14 protein-coding genes are annotated in these 16,586 nt (G+C 50.6%); 2 read left to right on the top strand and 12 right to left on the bottom strand.

The window, feature by feature from the left end:
- Positions 1 to 8 precede the first annotated feature (8 nt).
- The 10 genes from ACM615_RS01905 to ACM615_RS01860 form a co-directional block, all read right to left on the bottom strand.
- Entirely contained in the window at positions 9 to 2,567 is a 2,559-nt protein-coding gene (locus ACM615_RS01905) for a fimbrial outer membrane usher protein (RefSeq protein ID WP_431011365.1), read from the bottom strand.
- The gene (locus tag ACM615_RS01900; protein ID WP_167459641.1) at positions 2,551 to 3,306 is read right to left on the bottom strand and encodes a fimbria/pilus periplasmic chaperone; all 756 of its coding nucleotides are present in this window, start codon (positions 3,304 to 3,306) and stop codon (positions 2,551 to 2,553) included. The genes ACM615_RS01905 and ACM615_RS01900 overlap by 17 nt, the downstream gene beginning before the upstream one ends.
- A gap of 101 nt (positions 3,307 to 3,407) precedes the next feature.
- Positions 3,408 to 3,947, bottom strand: a complete 540-nt coding sequence (locus ACM615_RS01895; protein WP_431011340.1) for a fimbrial protein — start codon at positions 3,945 to 3,947, stop codon at positions 3,408 to 3,410.
- Between the two features lie 604 nt (positions 3,948 to 4,551).
- Complete coding sequence (locus tag ACM615_RS01890) at positions 4,552 to 6,087, bottom strand: EAL domain-containing protein (protein ID WP_431011339.1); 1,536 nt, start codon at positions 6,085 to 6,087, stop codon at positions 4,552 to 4,554.
- Between the two features lie 32 nt (positions 6,088 to 6,119).
- Positions 6,120 to 6,773, bottom strand: a complete 654-nt coding sequence (locus ACM615_RS01885) for a hypothetical protein (protein WP_431011338.1) — start codon at positions 6,771 to 6,773, stop codon at positions 6,120 to 6,122.
- Between the two features lie 342 nt (positions 6,774 to 7,115).
- Positions 7,116 to 7,793: an ABC transporter ATP-binding protein gene (locus ACM615_RS01880; RefSeq protein ID WP_159281092.1), complete on the bottom strand. Its 678-nt coding sequence runs from the start codon at positions 7,791 to 7,793 to the stop codon at positions 7,116 to 7,118.
- Positions 7,786 to 8,655 carry an ABC transporter ATP-binding protein gene (locus tag ACM615_RS01875; RefSeq protein ID WP_132966070.1) on the bottom strand — a complete coding sequence of 290 codons (870 nt, stop codon included), beginning with the start codon at positions 8,653 to 8,655 and terminating at the stop codon, positions 7,786 to 7,788. Before ACM615_RS01875 ends, ACM615_RS01880 begins: the two co-directional genes overlap by 8 nt.
- The gene (locus ACM615_RS01870; RefSeq protein WP_132966207.1) at positions 8,645 to 9,508 is read right to left on the bottom strand and encodes an ABC transporter permease; all 864 of its coding nucleotides are present in this window, start codon (positions 9,506 to 9,508) and stop codon (positions 8,645 to 8,647) included. Before ACM615_RS01870 ends, ACM615_RS01875 begins: the two co-directional genes overlap by 11 nt.
- Positions 9,509 to 9,529: 21 nt before the next feature.
- Complete coding sequence (locus ACM615_RS01865; RefSeq protein ID WP_112289823.1) at positions 9,530 to 10,582, bottom strand: ABC transporter permease; 1,053 nt, start codon at positions 10,580 to 10,582, stop codon at positions 9,530 to 9,532.
- A complete protein-coding gene (locus ACM615_RS01860) occupies positions 10,582 to 12,150 on the bottom strand; it encodes an ABC transporter substrate-binding protein (protein WP_431011337.1) in 1,569 nt (522 codons plus the stop codon). Before ACM615_RS01860 ends, ACM615_RS01865 begins: the two co-directional genes overlap by 1 nt.
- 372 nt (positions 12,151 to 12,522) lie before the next feature.
- Here ACM615_RS01860 and ACM615_RS01855 point away from each other — a divergent pair, with 372 nt between their 5' ends.
- Both ACM615_RS01855 and ACM615_RS01850 read left to right on the top strand, forming a co-directional pair.
- Positions 12,523 to 12,927 carry a CidA/LrgA family protein gene (locus ACM615_RS01855; protein WP_112289820.1) on the top strand — a complete coding sequence of 135 codons (405 nt, stop codon included), beginning with the start codon at positions 12,523 to 12,525 and terminating at the stop codon, positions 12,925 to 12,927.
- Positions 12,920 to 13,615 (top strand): CidB/LrgB family autolysis modulator, encoded by a 696-nt coding sequence (locus ACM615_RS01850; RefSeq protein ID WP_129639905.1) that lies wholly within the window; start codon positions 12,920 to 12,922, stop codon positions 13,613 to 13,615. The genes ACM615_RS01855 and ACM615_RS01850 overlap by 8 nt, the downstream gene beginning before the upstream one ends.
- Before the next feature lie 308 nt (positions 13,616 to 13,923).
- On the opposite strand, the gene flgL is transcribed toward ACM615_RS01850, so the two are convergent.
- A complete protein-coding gene (gene flgL / locus ACM615_RS01845) occupies positions 13,924 to 14,886 on the bottom strand; it encodes a flagellar hook-associated protein FlgL (RefSeq protein ID WP_112289816.1) in 963 nt (320 codons plus the stop codon).
- Positions 14,887 to 14,913: 27 nt separating this feature from the next.
- Positions 14,914 to 16,566: a flagellar hook-associated protein FlgK gene (gene flgK / locus ACM615_RS01840; RefSeq protein ID WP_129639904.1), complete on the bottom strand. Its 1,653-nt coding sequence runs from the start codon at positions 16,564 to 16,566 to the stop codon at positions 14,914 to 14,916.
- Between the last annotated feature and the right edge of the window lie 20 nt (positions 16,567 to 16,586).

The following is a 16,586-nucleotide window of genomic DNA, read 5'->3' as shown; positions in this document are numbered from 1 at the left end:
TCCAAAATTTAAATTTTACAAGGCAACGTCAATTGAACAAATTCATTATCCGCAGTTGCAGGTAACTGATAATTAATCTGGCACTGTTCTGCATCGCCTTTACCCCATGAAACAAACAACACACCGGAGAGATCGTTAATCCGTGCATAAATTTGCCCTGCCTGACCAACCATGCCTAAATTTTTCCCATTTTTATCGGTAACGTCAGCCCCCATCGGGATAATTTGTCCATCCTTTAGGGTTGTGTTAATCAACACCTGCTGGCCGGATAGGGTTTCGAAATTCACCTGAACGATAGCACCGGCATAAGGAACAACTTGCTGACTTCCACCCTGAATATCCACTTTTGAGTTTAGCCCCTTTGGATCCAAACTCACGGTGTTATAACGATACGGAGATAACGACGGCATGATGGCGTAACCAAAGCTATCGATTTTCGCACCCTGCCCGTTCTTTATTTCTGCCCCTTTGGCACCTTTAGCTTTAATTAGTGCAAAGGTATCGCTGACATAAGGCCCATAGGTCACGCCGCCCGGATGAATAAGTAAGGTGCCAGACGTTCCCAGACCAAATTGTTTATAACCTGTACCTTGCGAATAAGAACCACGAAATGCCCCTTTCGAAGTATTCTGTTGCAGTGAACCGCCCCAGGTCATTTCATTTCCGCTGTTCTGATAGTTCTCTACACCGCTGTATAACGAATAGGACAAATTACTTTTTTCACCCACACTGCCGGACACGCTGGTTGTCGCCGATTCTGACGTTTTATTTTTTGATACATTAAATGCAACATTAGAACGTGAGTTCGTCCAGTCCAGTGGCATCGAGAATCCCACAGAAATAGTATTCTCAGTAAATTTCTGACGATTTGTCGTATCCTCAACACCACTGTAATAATTAGTTCGGGTGGTGTAACTGGTTCTTTGTCTGCCCACGTTGACGTTATAACTGATCCTTTTGTAACTGTTGCTATACCCCAACTGCAATTGGGTAATGCGGGAGTTATTGCTGTAATAATCAGAGGTACTGGCATTGAGTGACAATGAGCCATAGTTATCGAAATTTTGCGCAATAGTGGCACTGAACTGATTCTTCTGATTTATCGTATCCGAATAATACGTGGTGGTATCTTCAGCCGCGCGCCTTACGCCCAGCACATCCTGCAAATCGCGGAAACCTTTAGTCGAGTAGCGGTATGCGGCCAGCGTCAGGTTGGTGCCGGTAGTAAAAGTCTTGCTGTAACTGGCTTCAGCCCGCCAGCCTGACTGGGTTTTATTATTTTCAGCCACGGCATGTGAATAAGTCGTGTTAAGGCCGATAGCCCCTAATGGCGTCGCCATGACACCGCCGAGCAAATAAGCCTCATAGTCTTTTGCCAGACGTAGACCGGCGTTGCCGGTAAAACGGTTACTGATCCCGCGCTGAATTACGCCTTCCACGAACTCGTTATCGACGTTGTAATAATTACGCACCCTGCCGAGTGCGACTTCATAATTCCACATCCCGGGACGTATAGAATCCGGTACGGCCGAATACGGCACAGTGAAGGATGACGTTTGCCCGTTGGCTTCAATGACCTGGACCTGTAAATCGCCCTGTCCTCGGGTATTGTTCAAATCGTCAATGACGAAAGGCCCCGGTGAAACGACGGTTTCATAAATTGTTTTCCCCAGCTGGCTGACCACCACGCGGGCTGTCGTACTGGCGACACCGCGAACTTCTGGCGCATAACCGCGTTTGCCCTGAGGCATCATCCGCGTATCACTGGCGAGTTTGACACCGTTGAAAGACAGGCTGCCGAAAAGACTGCTGTTGGTATAGCTGTCACCGATCGTGATTAAAGAATTGATCGACGGCAATGGCCGTTGTGCGTTTGTACGTACGCTGGTCCACTTTTGACGTGTACGTCCGTCCGTTTCGTTGTAACTGAAATTTGACTGATTTCTCAGCTGCCATAAACCGATATTAGTGCCACTATTAAGGCCACTCCAAAGGTTCTTAGTGGTAGATCCTCCGGTATTCTTCGTTTCATAATAGTTGGTATTATGCTTTACGAATAAGCCCAGGCTCCCGCTGTCCCACCGTGAAACAGGAATATAACCACGCGGCTGGCGATACAACGAGGCCTGAGGGATCAGTAATTTTAATTGTTGAGTCGGTTGATCAAACTCCCAGGATGCCCCTTTAGAAAGTGCAGAGAAACTGACGCATTGATCTGCGACCGGTAGCAGGGAGACAACATCCACTTTTAGCTGAATAAGTTTAATATCATCAGCTTTCAGGCAGGGTTGAGCCGCTTCACCTTTTTCATCACTGCTAAATGTAATCTCAGCATTTTCCTTCACCAGCTTATTGTTAACGTAAAGATCAACATAATATTTTCCGGATTCAATCCTGATCACTTTTTGATTTAATTTTTCGAGATTCACAGCAACACCGGAACCTTCCAGCAGACTGGGATCGAAATAAAAATCTTCAGCCTTAACGTTGGGTTGGTGGCAGGCCAAAATACCAACAGTTAATAATGAAAGTGAGGACGATATTTTCTTATTATGGATTGATTTCATACTCATGACTCACTCTTGCTCCCTGATCGTTAATATAATCAATGACCGCCGTGTCATTTTTCTGTAATTGGAGTTTTTTGAACGTCACACTTTGTTGAGAAAAGGGTGGAAGCATGTCCGCAGACTGGGTATAAAGTTTAGCTCCCTGTTTTATCTTTATACTGGCAATAGAAACAAAAAAGGGTGAATCGTTTTTTAACTGTAAAGAAGTTCCGCCAGACTGCGCTGTAGAAATCAGTTTTATTTGATCAGGAAGATTTCCAATACGACTGGCTATAGCTGCAGGTCGGTAGAATACTTTTACCCGGTTTTTAAGCATCACCAGCATTTTATTTTTATTCCGGGTCTCCTCGCCACCTGCATTGAAGGGTGGGATTTGCAGAAAGTTAAAATAAAAAACAGACTCGCGATCCTGTGGTAATTTTTTACTACCCGTAAAGGAAATCCGTAATACCTGGCCGCTGTTAGAGGCGATTTTAAACAATGATGGCGATGCGATAAAAGGTGCCTTCGCCGTCAACGCAGTCGAGTTTACATCTCCATCATCCAGCCAGGTTTGTACGGCGTATGGGATAATATCTTTGTTACTGAACTCGACATTGACTGATTGATTATCAGATGGATAAACAATCCGGTTGCCTGTCATGATCACGCTGGCATAACTTGTTGCAGAAAAGCCAAATGACAGCAACAGCATTGCATTAAATATTTTATTACTGATTGTAGAATTGAATAACATTGGTATTGCTCTTGTCATTGACACTTTAATTTAATTAACGCTAATAAGTAATATGAAAGAAAGATGGCAGAATGCCTGCCATCTTTTAAATAAAGCCAGACTTACAAATAGCTCACCGCATATTCAATAGAACCTGCTACAGTACCTGCAGTGGCCTGGCCTGTTGCATAATACTGCACATAGAATGTTGCACTGGCGCTTTCATCCCCTACAGCTAAACCAAGTTCATTCTTAGTACTGGTCCAGGTGGAACTTAAATCAATCTCATCATTAGTCGTATCCAGTAATTGCAGATTGACATTGGTTGCTGTGCCGGTATTTTTCAGTGTGCCTTTATTTGCTGTATCCACCAAGTTTCCTGAGAAAACAGTATTAATCGTTGTCGCAGCTGCTGCCTCTTCACAACCAGACAGCGCAATTTCAAAAGAAGTAGTTCCGGCAACATTACCCGCAGTCGTTAAAGAACTTACGGCTGCAGTAGGTAATAAAACAACCGGGGCAGAATCGCTGTTTACCGACACTTCACAAGTCTGATCCGCTACTTCACCCTGAAATGAAATGGTGTTATCAGATACAGCAGATGCCGTCATTGAATAACCCGCTACCAGTAAACCACAAGCCACTAAAATTTTCTTATTCACGTCTTTTCTCCATTAGATTAATTTCCTTCTGGCAGGTCCCTTCGCCGGGTACGCTGCCAGTGCTAGTCACTATAAAGTCACGACCTTTTTCGGCAATCAATCTCGTCAAAAACGCATAAATTAGTGAATTATTCTTCTGGCATGAGTTATTTCATACACTAATCCACTAAATTGATGTAGATCCGTTTTCCTGCCAGAGAAATAATCTGCAATTTTAATTAACATCTCGAAAACATATTCCTTCCTTACGATTTCTTAACTAGGAATATTCTAAATATAATTAAACGATTGCCTATAAACTGCGTCATTAAGATGATTAACAGCTCGCAAAATAATCATTCGGCGTGTTATTTAACCGGAAGATATCAATTACAACCAGATTGAATATTTTCAGAATGATGTTTATGTCAGGACTGAGTAAATATTGATGTCGCTCAAGAATCACCAAAAACGTTCAAAAGGGAAAACCATGGCGACATTGATGTGCTTTAGACAAGCAGATGCGAGATAGAAGATGGAAATCATGAGAGGTGAAAATAAAGCGGATTGACCCGATGATGGAGGTACAAAGATAAAAGGGGCACAAGGCCCCAGTCTGACACGCTCAGGAAGTGATTTTATCAATATCCACCGGCCTGCCGTAAAACCAGCCCTGTCCGACAATGCGTGGATATTCTTTCAGGAAGAAGTCCGCCTGATGCTGTTCTTCTATTCCTTCCACAATAATGGTCGCACCGGTCTGGGCGAGCATTTCCAGCATCAATTTCAACATTTTGAAACTGACTGACTGGCTGCCAACAGAATCGGTGAAGATCTTGTCAATCTTAATAAAATCAAACGATAACTTGCTCAGATAATCCAGATTGGAATAACCGGTACCGAAATCATCCAGCGCAATGCGGTAGCCGTAATCTCTCAGCCGGGCTAATGACTCTTTGAGCAGCCGATGGTCTGCCGTCGAACGTTCAGTGATTTCTAATACAATTTGTTTGCGGTGAAGCCTGCTTTTATCGACCTCTTCTTCGAGAAACACCCTGAAATCCGCCTCAGTCACATCCGCGGTAGTGATGTTAATACTCACAAATAAAGCGTTATTCTCCCGTAAGAGTGGTGCGATTTCTGCCAGCGTCCGCGTGACGACAGACCGGGTGAGTGCCTTAATCTGATGTGTCGACTCAGCCAGTTTGATAAACACATCCGGTGGTATATTGTCGCCGTTTACCTCTTTCCAGCGGGCCAGCGCTTCGTACCCAATCACCCTGCCGGTATCAATATCCACAAAGGGTTGATAGTTGATATAAATGTCATCCCGGCTGATCGCCATCCTGAGTTTATTCTGTAATGAACGGGTATTACTGATGTATTGGAGGAGTGCGAAAGTAAACATTCCACCGGCTGCTAATGCTGCAAGAATAATAAATACTGTCGCCGTGGCTGAAAGCGAAAAAAGTCCGATCTGAGTGTTTCTGGCCATCACGCAAATATCATATCGTTTACTGCATTCCGTGAACCGGGCTTTGTGCCACCACGCAAAACCTTGCATTTCGTTAACATCCCGCACCAGTCCGGCGGTGTCGCCAAACAGCCTGAAAACATGGTCGTGCCGGTGGTTGATCAGCACGGCACCGAAGCCGTTATACGGAACATAAATGTCACGAAATGCGGCCGGTGTCGGGAAAAGCAGAACGTTCTTCGATTCCATCATATCGGCGGTGATCCGCGGGTCTACAATGCCGCTGAAGGATGTCCATATGCGCTGACCATAACGGGTGATGGCATCGGGCACCGACATCGTCACCGGCTCCGGTAAACGGCCGCGCATCGCCGTACATTTCAGCTGGTGATCACGGATGTAGCCAATGTCTGAGATAAATACCGAGGTAAATGAGAGATAACGAATTTCATCGAGAAATTTATCACTGCATGTTTCATCGCGTATGGCATTCACTTTACTGACGATTTTACCGGACTCATCAGCAACTTCCAGTCCGCGCGTCATGATGTGTCGGGCATAGGAAGCCAGATAGTCACGATCATACGTCGCGATGACGAGATGTGTGACAATCAGGATAAATGTGGCTACCAGCAAGGTACCTGACAGAAATAATAAAGGCCGGCCAACAGATTTTGCGGTTTTCATGGTGTGCCTGAAATGAAAGTATTGATGCAATATTATTTTAAAGAAACCGGCGGATACTCGCCAAACTTGCTTCCGGCAAGTGCCATGAACTGACTGAATGCCACATTATTACTCACTTTAAGTTTATCCATAATGATGTGCTTCACCCGGCTGATGCGTCGATATTGGGTTTTCATTTTCGTCGCAATTTCAGTAATGCTCATTTGCTGGCTGAACATAATCAGCACTTCCCATTCATAATCGCTTAGTATTTCGAAATCGTAACGAAGTTTTCTGTCTTCGTAAAAGAGTACGCTCACCATGCTCGTTGCATTAAGGATTTGCGCTGCGGAAGCACGGCAGCCCTCAACGCCTAATTGTTTCATATAGATAGCATCTGCATTACTCTGAATCAGTAAAGCAGGAATTTCTATTTCAGTATGAATAATCATATCAATGGCGGGGAATTGTGCTTTAAGTTTTCTTAAGAAATCCAGGCCTTCAATAATAGACGTATTGACATCATAAACCTCACTGAAAACCACATCCAATTTTCGCAATTCCAGCAAAGACTTGAGGGATATGAAATTAGAAAGTGTGCCTTCAATAATAATGTCACTCTCTTCTCTCAGGATCTGCGACATTACATCACTGACCATCGAAAGTGGTTCCATAATTGCCACTTTCTCTCTTCTTTTCCACGCCATTAATTATTCCTTACTTTGATTAAATCCTCGCTTTATTTTATCAAGCCACTTTTGGAATTTTGATCTGGGAATAAATTTTAAGATTAGGTTAATAATTTCGAAAAAACCAGCGAGCGTGGGCAATATCCCAAATAATGTCAGATGTTTGTATTATTTCAGGATAAAAATCTGCCGGGATCCTGACTAAACAAAGTTTAAACAAGATAGTAATAGAATTGCAACTAGGAATATTCTTATTGAAATTAAACCGGGTGGAATTTTTTTGCTGCCAAAGCTGGCCTCAGCAGGCCAGCTTTGGGTGTGAATTTTGACAGTGAGCAGCTCGGCTGGCTCCTCAGCGAATTAACTCAGAACAACTCCTTTTGCCATATGTACGGCTCTGTCGCACATATGGTCAATCACGTCCGCATCGTGGCTGACCAGAATCATGGTCAGGTCACTGCTGGCTTTAAGATCGTTGAGCAGGTTAAGGATTTCCGCCTGCACTGACATATCGAGCGCAGACGTGGGTTCATCGAGCAATAACAGCTTAGGCTTAAGCAACAGCGCGCGCACAATCGCCACGCGCTGGCGCTGGCCACCGGAAAGCTGATGCGGATAACGGTGCATCAGCGCCGGATCCAGCCCGACCTGACGGAATCCTTCAGCAATCTTTTGTTCGATATCCTGCTCTTTGAGGATTTTTAATGGCTCAGCCAGCGTGCGCAGCAACTTGTGTTTCGGGTGCAGCGAGGCGTACGGATCCTGAAACACCATCTGTACGTCACGGCGCAGACTGCCGGTGAACGGCTTGCCGGGTTTTACTTTATGATCGAGCAGCGTCAGGCCGCCGTCCCAGTGACCGTTCAGCCCCGCCAGTACCCACAAAAGAGAAGATTTACCGCAACCGGACGGCCCGACCAGCCCGAAGCACTCACCTTTATTAATCGTCAGGTTGACGTTATGTACCACGGTGCGGACTTCAACGCCCTGACGGTGGGACACGCTCAGCTGGTGCAGTTCAGCAATTGCCTCACTCATGATTCGGCTCCTGTTTTAAAGAGGCCAGCAGCGCACGATCCAGCACCGGCAGGCGTTCGCCGTGGGTAAATTTGCTCGGTCTGCACGACCATAACGTGTGGGTATACGGATGCGTGGCATGTGCCAGCTGATCCGCAGGCAATTCATCGAGCAGTTCGCCTTTGTACATCACCAGTACGCGCTCGCAGTAGTGCGCCACCTGTTGCAGGTCGTGGCTGATCAGGATCAGCCCCATATTGCGCTGTTCGACCAGACGTTCGATTAAGCCCAGCACCTGTTCACGCATGTCAAAATCCAGGGCCGACGTCGGTTCATCGGCGATCAGCCACTGCGGATCGTTGATCAACGCAATCGCCAGCATCACGCGCTGGCCCATCCCGCCGGAAAGCTGATGCGGATATTGCTGTTGCAGAAAAGCCGGATTGGGCAAACCGACGGCATTCAGCATGTCGGCTACTTTTTCCTGACGCTCTTTACGCCCGAGACGCGTATGCAAACGCAGCGGCTCTTCGACCTGTTTGCCGATTTTTTGCGTCGGATTCAGCGCATGTTTCGGATCCTGCATGACCATCGAAACACGATTGCCGCGCAGTTTGTTCCATTCGCGTTCCTTTAACGTCGTCAGGTCGTGATCGCCCAGCGTCAGTTGCGAAGCGCGCAGCTGGCACGGATGCGGCAGCAGCCCCATCAGCGCACGGGCGGTCAGGGATTTACCGGAACCGGATTCGCCAACCAGCGCCACGCGTTCCTGCCCGACGCTGAGTGAAAGGGATTTCACCAGTTCCAGCGGACGTTCGCCCGGCAGATAAATGGTGAGATCTTTCGCGACAAGTTTGTCGGTATTTAAGGAATCAGTTGCCATGTCGTGGATCCATTTTGTCACGCAGGCCATCGCCCAGCAGGTTGAAAGCCAGGCTGGCAAACAGAATTGCCCCACCCGGTGCAGCGGCGACCCACCACTGGTCGAAAATTACTTTACTGCCTTCGGCAACCATCGAGCCCCATTCCGCGGTCGGCGGCTGAATACCCATGCCGAGAAAGCCCAGACCGGCGGATGCCAGAATAATGCCGCCGAGGCTGAGTGCGGCCCGCACCACGGCGCTCGGTAAACACAGCGGGAGGATGTGACCAAACATCAGGCGCAATCCGCCGATGCCCTGCATACGCGCCGCGGCCAGATAATCACTGCGGCGCAGTGCCAGCGTTTCCGCCCTCGCCTGACGGGCAAACGGCGGCCAGCTGGTAAAGGCCAGCGCCAGCGCCCCGTTCATCAGGCCGGGACCGAGAATAGCCACCAGCGCCAGCGCCATTACCAGACTTGGCAATGACATCACGATGTCGGTCAGACGCATCAGAATGCGCTCGAACCAGCCACCGATATAACCGGCGCTGATGCCGATCAGCAGGCCGACCGGAATGGTCAGCACCAGGATCAGTGACACCAGCAGCAGCGTCGGACGCGCGCCGTAAATCACACGGGACAGCAGGTCGCGGCCAAAACCGTCGGTGCCCAGCCAGTGCTGATGTGAAGGCGGCAGTAAGCGCAGTTCGATGTGCTGAATGTTCGGATCAAACGGTGCCAGTAAAGGTGCGAGCAGCGCGGTCAGCACCAGAATGGCGACCAGCACCAGACCGACGCTCAGCGTGGTAATGCGTCGCGCAGGCTTCCAGACGGTAGTCTCGATTTCGACCTGCGCTGGTTGTTCAGGGATCATTTGTTGTGTCATAAGCGAAAACTACCGGGTCCGCGGATCGAGCAAATAAGTAAGGGCGTCAGCCAGTGCGTTCAGCAGCACGAAACAGGTACCGATCAGCAGCGTCGCGCCAAGGATAGCTGGGGTATCTGCCGCGAACAGCGCGGTAGTCAGATAACGTCCGACGCCCGGCCAGGCGAATACGGTTTCGGTCAGTACTGCGCCTTCGAGCAGGCTGGCGTAGGAAAGCGAAAGCACGGTGATCAGTGTTCCGAGCACATTCGGGAAGACGTGGCAGAGTAAAACCCTCGCCCTGCCCGCGCCTTTGGAACGCGCCAGAATCACGTATTCTTTGTTCATTTCACCGAGCATCGAGGCGCGCAGAAGACGGGTAATGCCCGCCATCGACAACATCGCCAGCACGGTTACCGGCAGCCACAAATGGCTGATGGCGTTATAGAACATGTCGCGGTCGCCGGAAAGCCAGGTATCAATCAGCACAAATCCGGTGCGCGGCGTCATGGTGTACATATACAAGTCGTCCAGTCGTCCCGGACCGCCCGCCCAGTGCAGCACCGCGTAAAACAGCAAAAGACCGAGCAGGCTCAGCCAGAATATCGGCACGGAATACCCGAGCAGCGACACCATTCTGGCGACGTTATCCAGCCAGCTGCCTGGTTTCCAGACCGCCAGCAGCGCCAGCAAAATGCCGAGCGATCCGCCAAGCAAAATGGCACAGGTGGCCAGTTCGACGGTCGCCGGGAAAGTACGCATTAAATCGCTGGCGACCGGCTGCGCGGTAATGCGGGAAATCCCCATATCGCCGTGCGCCAGATGATCCAGATAACGGGCGAACTGCACCGGTACCGACTGGTCGAGACCTAAATCACGACGCACCTGCGCATAGGTGGCTTCACTGGCGTGATCGCCCGCTACCTGAAGTGTCGGGTCAATCGGGGCAAGATGGGAAAGCGTAAAGGTGAACGCCAGCAGGCCGAGCAACGTCAGCGCCAGCGAAATCACGCCGGTCAGCAGACGGCCTGACCAGCGCCAACCCTGCCGGACAAATCCGGCGGGTGTTGAACTGTCTGTCATTACTTGGTGACCTTGCTGTAGAAGACCATGTCAGGGTTGATGCCCTGCACGTAGCCCTTAATGTTGTCACGCACGGCGATCAGGCTTTTAGCCTGTAAGCCGATGACAAACGGTGAGTTTTTCTGCAGTTCCAATTGCAGCTGACGGTAATCCGCCACGCGTTTAGCCTGATCCGGCTCGGCAATCGCCGCCAGCGTCAGTTTATTGAGCGCAGGAATCGACCAGTTGGCGCGCCATGCCAGTGTTTTACTGCCATCTTCCGGATTGAAAGCAAACGCGGAAGCATTGGTGTTCGGGTCAAAATAGTCCGGGCCCCATGAAGACATATAGGCGTCGTATTCATGCGCTTTCACTTTAGTGGAAATCTGCGAGCTTAAACCCGGATCGAGTTTAACGGTCACGCCGCCCTGCGCGAAGCTGGCCTGCAACGCCTGAGCGATATCCAGATACGGCGGCTGGTTGGCGGTAGACAAAGTAAAGCTGACGTTGGTCAGCCCGGCTTTCGCCAGAATCGCTTTGGCTTTGGCCGGGTCATAGGTGTAAGGCGTATCGTTCAGCGCGCCCAGATAACCTTCCGGCAGGAACGACTGATGCACCTGGAACTGGTTTTTCATCAGGTCATGCGCGATGTGGTTATAGTCGAACAGGTAACGCGCCGCTTCCCAGAAGGCCGGGTTGCCCAGCGCCGGAGACGCTTTGGCGTTGAACTGCATGAAATATAACGAGGCATATGGCACGGCGAGCGGTTTTACGCCTTTTTTGCCTTCGAGCGCCGCCATCTGATCCGAACCGAGGTTACGTGCCATATCCGCATCGCCCTGCTCAATCAGCAGACGGCGAGCAGCCGGATCCGGTACGTTTTTAATCAGAATGGTTTTCAGCTTCGGCGCGCCTTCAGGAGAGGTCGGGTTGGCGGAGAGGATCACCACTTCATGCGGAATATAGTTACGGATCTGATACGGACCGGAACCGGCAGAATGGTTGCTCAGCCACTGATGGCCGAGGTCGTCAGCCGTCGCGTTAGCTTTCACCAGTTTGCTGTCGACAATCGAGGATACCGGCGCAGACAGCAGGCTCAGCACGAAAGACGGGCTGACATCGGCGGTCCAGCTGACTTTCACATGCTGATCGTCGACTTTCGTCAGGAAGGTATCGACGTTTTTATCAGTCCAGCCCAGCTGAGTCAGAATGAAAGAAGGTTCGAGATTAAGTTTCACCACGCGTGACAGCGAGAAAATTACGTCATCGGCGGTCAGCGGATTACCGCTGGCAAACACGGCTTTCGGCGACAGGGTAAACGTCAGGCTGCGGTTATCTTTACCCGCTTCCCAGGAACTCGCCAGCGTGGGTTTCAGATCAATCGGGTTATTAGGATCTGACTGCACCAGACGCTGATAAATATTGTTGAAAGCCTGAACCGTGGTCAGCTCAAAGCCCTGCGCCGGGTCAAAGCTGGAAGTGTCATCAATGGACTGGGCGATGACCAGCGTGTCCGGCGGTGTGGCGGCCTGAACCGCGAAAGTAGCCGCAATAGCCGTAAACAGGACGGACGGTAATAAAGCTTTCATCAGGTCAGACTCTCCAAAGTAGCGAAATTGCTAAAGTTTTGTTGAGTGTAAAGTTTCTTCAACTTCCCAGAAAGTCTGATAAATACTATCGTTATGCTAATTTTGAATAACGTTATCTGATTGGTTATTAAAGCCGCAGGACGGGCTCTGGCGGGGCATTGTTACTGTACAAACGGGGACGAGCTCGGGCAAAGCGACAGACACTATTACAAGGGCCATCGGCGGCTGATTATACGGGGGATATGAGTCATTTCAGCAGCCAAACCCTGCGGTTTTGGCATACACTTCATTCCTAAATTTCATACTGAGTTATGTGGCGCAGATCACATCTTAATTGTATGATGAATGCATCATTCAACTGGGTGAAACACCATGAGCAATGCAACTTCTCTGGCATTCCAATATATCCGGGCATTTATTCTGATTTATCTGTGTTTATTCGCCGGGAATGCCATTTCATCTCTTCTGCCGCTGACGATCCCGGGCAGCATTATCGGAATGCTGATCTTATTCGCCCTGCTTTCCACGCAGATTCTGCCGTTTAAATGGGTCAAACCCGGCTGCAACATTCTGATCCGCTATATGGCGCTGCTGTTTGTGCCTATCGGCGTCGGGGTGATGAACTATTACGAGCAGCTGCGCACGCAGTTCGGCCCGCTGGTGGTGTCCTGTCTGGTCAGTACGATTATCGTGTTACTGGTTGTCGCGTATTGTTCCCACTATATCCACGGTGAACGCGGCGTGGTGACAGACAAAGCGGAGAAAGAAAATGATTGATATTTTGTGGTCGCTTCCGCTGACCTTGCTGGTCTTTTTCGCCACCCGCAAACTGGCTATCAAACTCAAAATGCCGCTGCTGAATCCGTTACTGATGTCGATGGTGGTGATTATCCCGTTGCTGCTGGTGACCCATATTCCTTACGCCCGCTATTTCGCCGGCAGTAAAATCCTCAATGATTTGCTGCAACCGGCTGTAGTGGCACTGGCGTTTCCGCTGTACGAACAGCTGCATCAGATCCGTGCCCGCTGGAAATCCATCATCAGCATCTGCTTTATCGGCAGCGTCGTCGCCATGGTCACCGGCACGGCAATCGCGTTATGGATGGGTGCAACACCACAGATTGCCGCCTCGGTGTTACCGAAATCCGTCACCACGCCGATTGCGATGGCGACGGCACAGTCTATTAACGGCATTCCGGCCATCAGCGCGGTCTGCGTGATTTTCGTCGGCATCCTTGGCGCCGTATTTGGTCATACGATCCTGAACATATTAAAGATTACCACCAAAGCGTCACGCGGACTGGCAATGGGCACCGCCTCACACGCCCTCGGTACCGCCCGCTGTGCAGAAATGGATTATCAGGAAGGCGCCTTCAGCTCCCTGGCGCTGGTCATCTGCGGGATCATCACCTCCCTCCTCGCTCCGTTCCTGTTCCCGGTATTACTCGCCATGTTTGGTCATTAACGAATAATCACCTCACTCTACGCCCCTCAAAATAGTTCGGATTGGATCAAGGCGGCAACTGAGCGAATCCCCGGGAGCATACAACAAGTATGTGATCGGGGTTCGCGAAGGCAGCCAACGCTGAGCCAGTCTGAAATATGAAGAGGGAAAAAGATGTATGTCGCCAAACCTTAGAAAGACGACATACAAAGCTGAAAGTACCCGGTTTAAGTACAGTCAGAAAAATGCCTGCCGGCCCGCATTTGGCGGACTGGCAGCAGATTATGAAGAGGATAAAACGGGCGCGCGATGCGGGCGCGCCGGAGGGATTACGAGTTCATCTGGAACAGCGACATACCTTGCATGGAGCTGTAGGTCTTGTATGACGCCTGAAGTGCAACCTGTTGCAGCGTGTAGGTGGAAATCGCTGAGGTCCACTCGGTATCAACCAGATTGCTGAGCTTGGTGGAGTTGGTCACGTCGCGGTTATCACCGAGCGTATCGAGACTGTCGAGCTCACTCATTTGCGTACCGAGCTCAGAGCGCACGGACAACACGTTATTGAGTGAGTTGCTCAGGCCACGGTTGGCTTTATCGATCGCGTCGGAATATTCAGTATCCGAGGTGTAATCCGCTGAAGGCGTTTTCAGTGCGGTCAGCGCGCTGTCGATCGTCTTAAAGATATCGGATTCGCCGGTCGTGCCGTCTGGCTCTTTCTTCGCATCACCGGTCAGGGAATTGAAAATCTGATTACCCGTGTGGTTGATGGTCATGGTACGGCTGGCATCAACCTGCTGGGTGATCGCCGTATCCCCGCCGGAATACGTCACCGCACCGGTGGTCGGATCCTGTGTATAAGGCGCGGTATCACTTTTATAACCGGCGAAAATATAGCGCCCGTTACCGTCGGTGCTGTTCGCCATATTCACTAACTGCGATTTCAGACTTTCCAGCTTGGTGGCCAGAGAAGAACGGTCATCGTCACTCAGCGAGCCATCACCGGCCTGTACGATCAGCGTCTGCGCATCCTGAATGGTGGACGTCACGCTCGACAGAATCGATTCTTCCTGACTCATGCTCTGGTTAGCAAAAGTACGCGCAACAGAGAACTGGCTGTTTTCAGACTGCGCCTGACGCACCAGCACGGCCTGTGAAGCCGCCAGCGGATCGTCAGAAGGCTTACTGACTTTCGAGCCGGTAGAAAGCTGTAAACCGGTCGCCTGGAAACGGTTCTGCCCATCCAGCACCGCATCCATGTTTTGTTGGTAAATTATATTGGTACTAAGGCGCATGGCATCAGTTCCTTGTCAGTTCTGGGATCAGCGGAGATTTATAATGGCGTCGAATATCGTCGACGCCGTCTGCACAACCTGGGCATTAGCCAGATAATATTGCTGATAACGTTGCAGATCGCCGTATTCCTCATCGAGGTTAACCCCGGAAATAGACTGCTGTTGCGTCGTCAGCTGCGTCACGATATTGCTTTGCGCGGTACTGGTGGTGGTCAGTGTCGCCACCTGGTTCCCGACGTTGCTCACCAGGCTGGCGTAAGCGCCGGACAGCGTAGACTTGCCTTCCACCAGTTTGGCGGTCTGCAAGTTCAGTAATTTTTGCGCGTTGGTGTTATCGCTCACACCGCTGTCGGCTGCGCTGGCAGCGGCAATCAGTGAAGAATCGGTGATCGCCACCCCCATGCTTCCCGCCACGTTGCTGACGGTTTTGATGGTGAAGCTGTCATTGGTCGATGGCGTGCCGGAAACAGAAACCGATAATCCGTCGAATTCCATGGTCGGATTGCCGCTGCTGTCGGTGCCTGCCGTTGGCGTGATTTTTGCGCCATCGGAAACGCGGGTCACATCCCAGCTGGTGCCGTTATAGGCCATAGTGTAATCACTGGCTTTCACCGCGGTGGTATCTTTGTACGCCACGCTGACATCGGCGGTGCCGGTGTTTTTGGTGTTACCTACGGTCGTTGCGCCGGTGTAAGAGAAGAAATCTGTCCCTGCGTCACCGTTGAGATCAAAACCGGCTTTGTTGGTGCTGTTGAACGCATCAGAGAAGGTCAGCGCCAGCTGCCCGAGCTGATTGATGGCCGGCTCGAGGTTGTCTTTACGAAACGCCAGTGTGCCGCCGAGAGATCCGGTGGTCAGACGGCTTTCCTGAATTTCAGAAACAGTGCCGTCCGGCTGAGTCATACCGACGGTCAGTTTGGACGGATCCGCGCTGGAAGCCACCGCCACCACCGTTTTAGAGTTGCCGCCGCTCACCAGTGGCGTGCCGTTAGCAAAGGAGACGTTGTACGTGTCGCCGTCCTGCTGTGTCACGGTCACACCGGTAATGTCGTTCAGCTGGCTGACCAGCTGGTCACGCTGATCGAGCAAAGCGTTAGGTTCCTGACCGGTGCTGCCACGGGTTGCCGTGATCTGCGTGTTCAGTTTGGCAATCTGCGCCGCATAGGTGTTGATCTGGTCAACGTTCTGCGTGATCTGCTGATTCACCGCGGTGTTCATGTCGTTCAGGTATTTCGCTGAACTGTTGAACTGCGCGGTTAAGCCCTGCGCTTCGCCGAGAACCGCCTGACGTGCCGAGCTGTCGCTGGCATTGCTGGTCAGGGTTTGCAGGCCTTTGAAGAAGGTGGACATGGTGGCGTCGATGCCGGTTGAGCTGTCGCCCAGCAGGTCATCAATTGAGCTTGCCTGATCCAGCTGCGTTGAGAGCGCGCTGCCGGTGGCGCTGGCGCCGAGCAACTGGGTCACTACAAAGGAATTATATTCACGGTTCACGCCGGTCACGGTCACACCGTTACCGATGTAACCGGCGGAGGTGGAGTTGCCGTTGCTTTGGGTGATGATCGCCGTCTGACGGTTATAACCGGCCACACTGACGTTAGCGATGTTGTTCCCGGTGGTACTGAGCGCGGCCTGCGCTGCGTTCAGTCCGCTCATTGCGGTATTAATTAAGCTACTGGACATGAGTGACCTTTTGTCTGCCG

This window comes from Rahnella sp. PAMC25617 (assembly GCF_050606005.1).
Lineage (GTDB): Bacteria > Pseudomonadota > Gammaproteobacteria > Enterobacterales > Enterobacteriaceae > Rahnella > Rahnella variigena.
This window is presented reverse-complemented; position numbering and strand designations above follow the sequence as displayed.

Coding starts and splice junctions, on each gene's coding strand:
- ACM615_RS01865 (WP_112289823.1), bottom strand. CDS start 10,582: ATGACAGACAGTTCAACACCCGCCGGATTTGTCCGGCAGGGTTGGCGC.
- ACM615_RS01850 (WP_129639905.1), top strand. CDS start 12,920: ATGATTGATATTTTGTGGTCGCTTCCGCTGACCTTGCTGGTCTTTTTC.
- ACM615_RS01900 (WP_167459641.1), bottom strand. CDS start 3,306: ATGTTATTCAATTCTACAATCAGTAATAAAATATTTAATGCAATGCTG.
- ACM615_RS01890 (WP_431011339.1), bottom strand. CDS start 6,087: ATGAAAACCGCAAAATCTGTTGGCCGGCCTTTATTATTTCTGTCAGGT.
- flgL (WP_112289816.1), bottom strand. CDS start 14,886: ATGCGCCTTAGTACCAATATAATTTACCAACAAAACATGGATGCGGTG.
- ACM615_RS01885 (WP_431011338.1), bottom strand. CDS start 6,773: ATGGCGTGGAAAAGAAGAGAGAAAGTGGCAATTATGGAACCACTTTCG.
- ACM615_RS01860 (WP_431011337.1), bottom strand. CDS start 12,150: ATGAAAGCTTTATTACCGTCCGTCCTGTTTACGGCTATTGCGGCTACT.
- ACM615_RS01870 (WP_132966207.1), bottom strand. CDS start 9,508: ATGATCCCTGAACAACCAGCGCAGGTCGAAATCGAGACTACCGTCTGG.
- ACM615_RS01855 (WP_112289820.1), top strand. CDS start 12,523: ATGAGCAATGCAACTTCTCTGGCATTCCAATATATCCGGGCATTTATT.
- ACM615_RS01875 (WP_132966070.1), bottom strand. CDS start 8,655: ATGGCAACTGATTCCTTAAATACCGACAAACTTGTCGCGAAAGATCTC.
- ACM615_RS01905 (WP_431011365.1), bottom strand. CDS start 2,567: ATGAAATCAATCCATAATAAGAAAATATCGTCCTCACTTTCATTATTA.
- ACM615_RS01880 (WP_159281092.1), bottom strand. CDS start 7,793: ATGAGTGAGGCAATTGCTGAACTGCACCAGCTGAGCGTGTCCCACCGT.
- flgK (WP_129639904.1), bottom strand. CDS start 16,566: ATGTCCAGTAGCTTAATTAATACCGCAATGAGCGGACTGAACGCAGCG.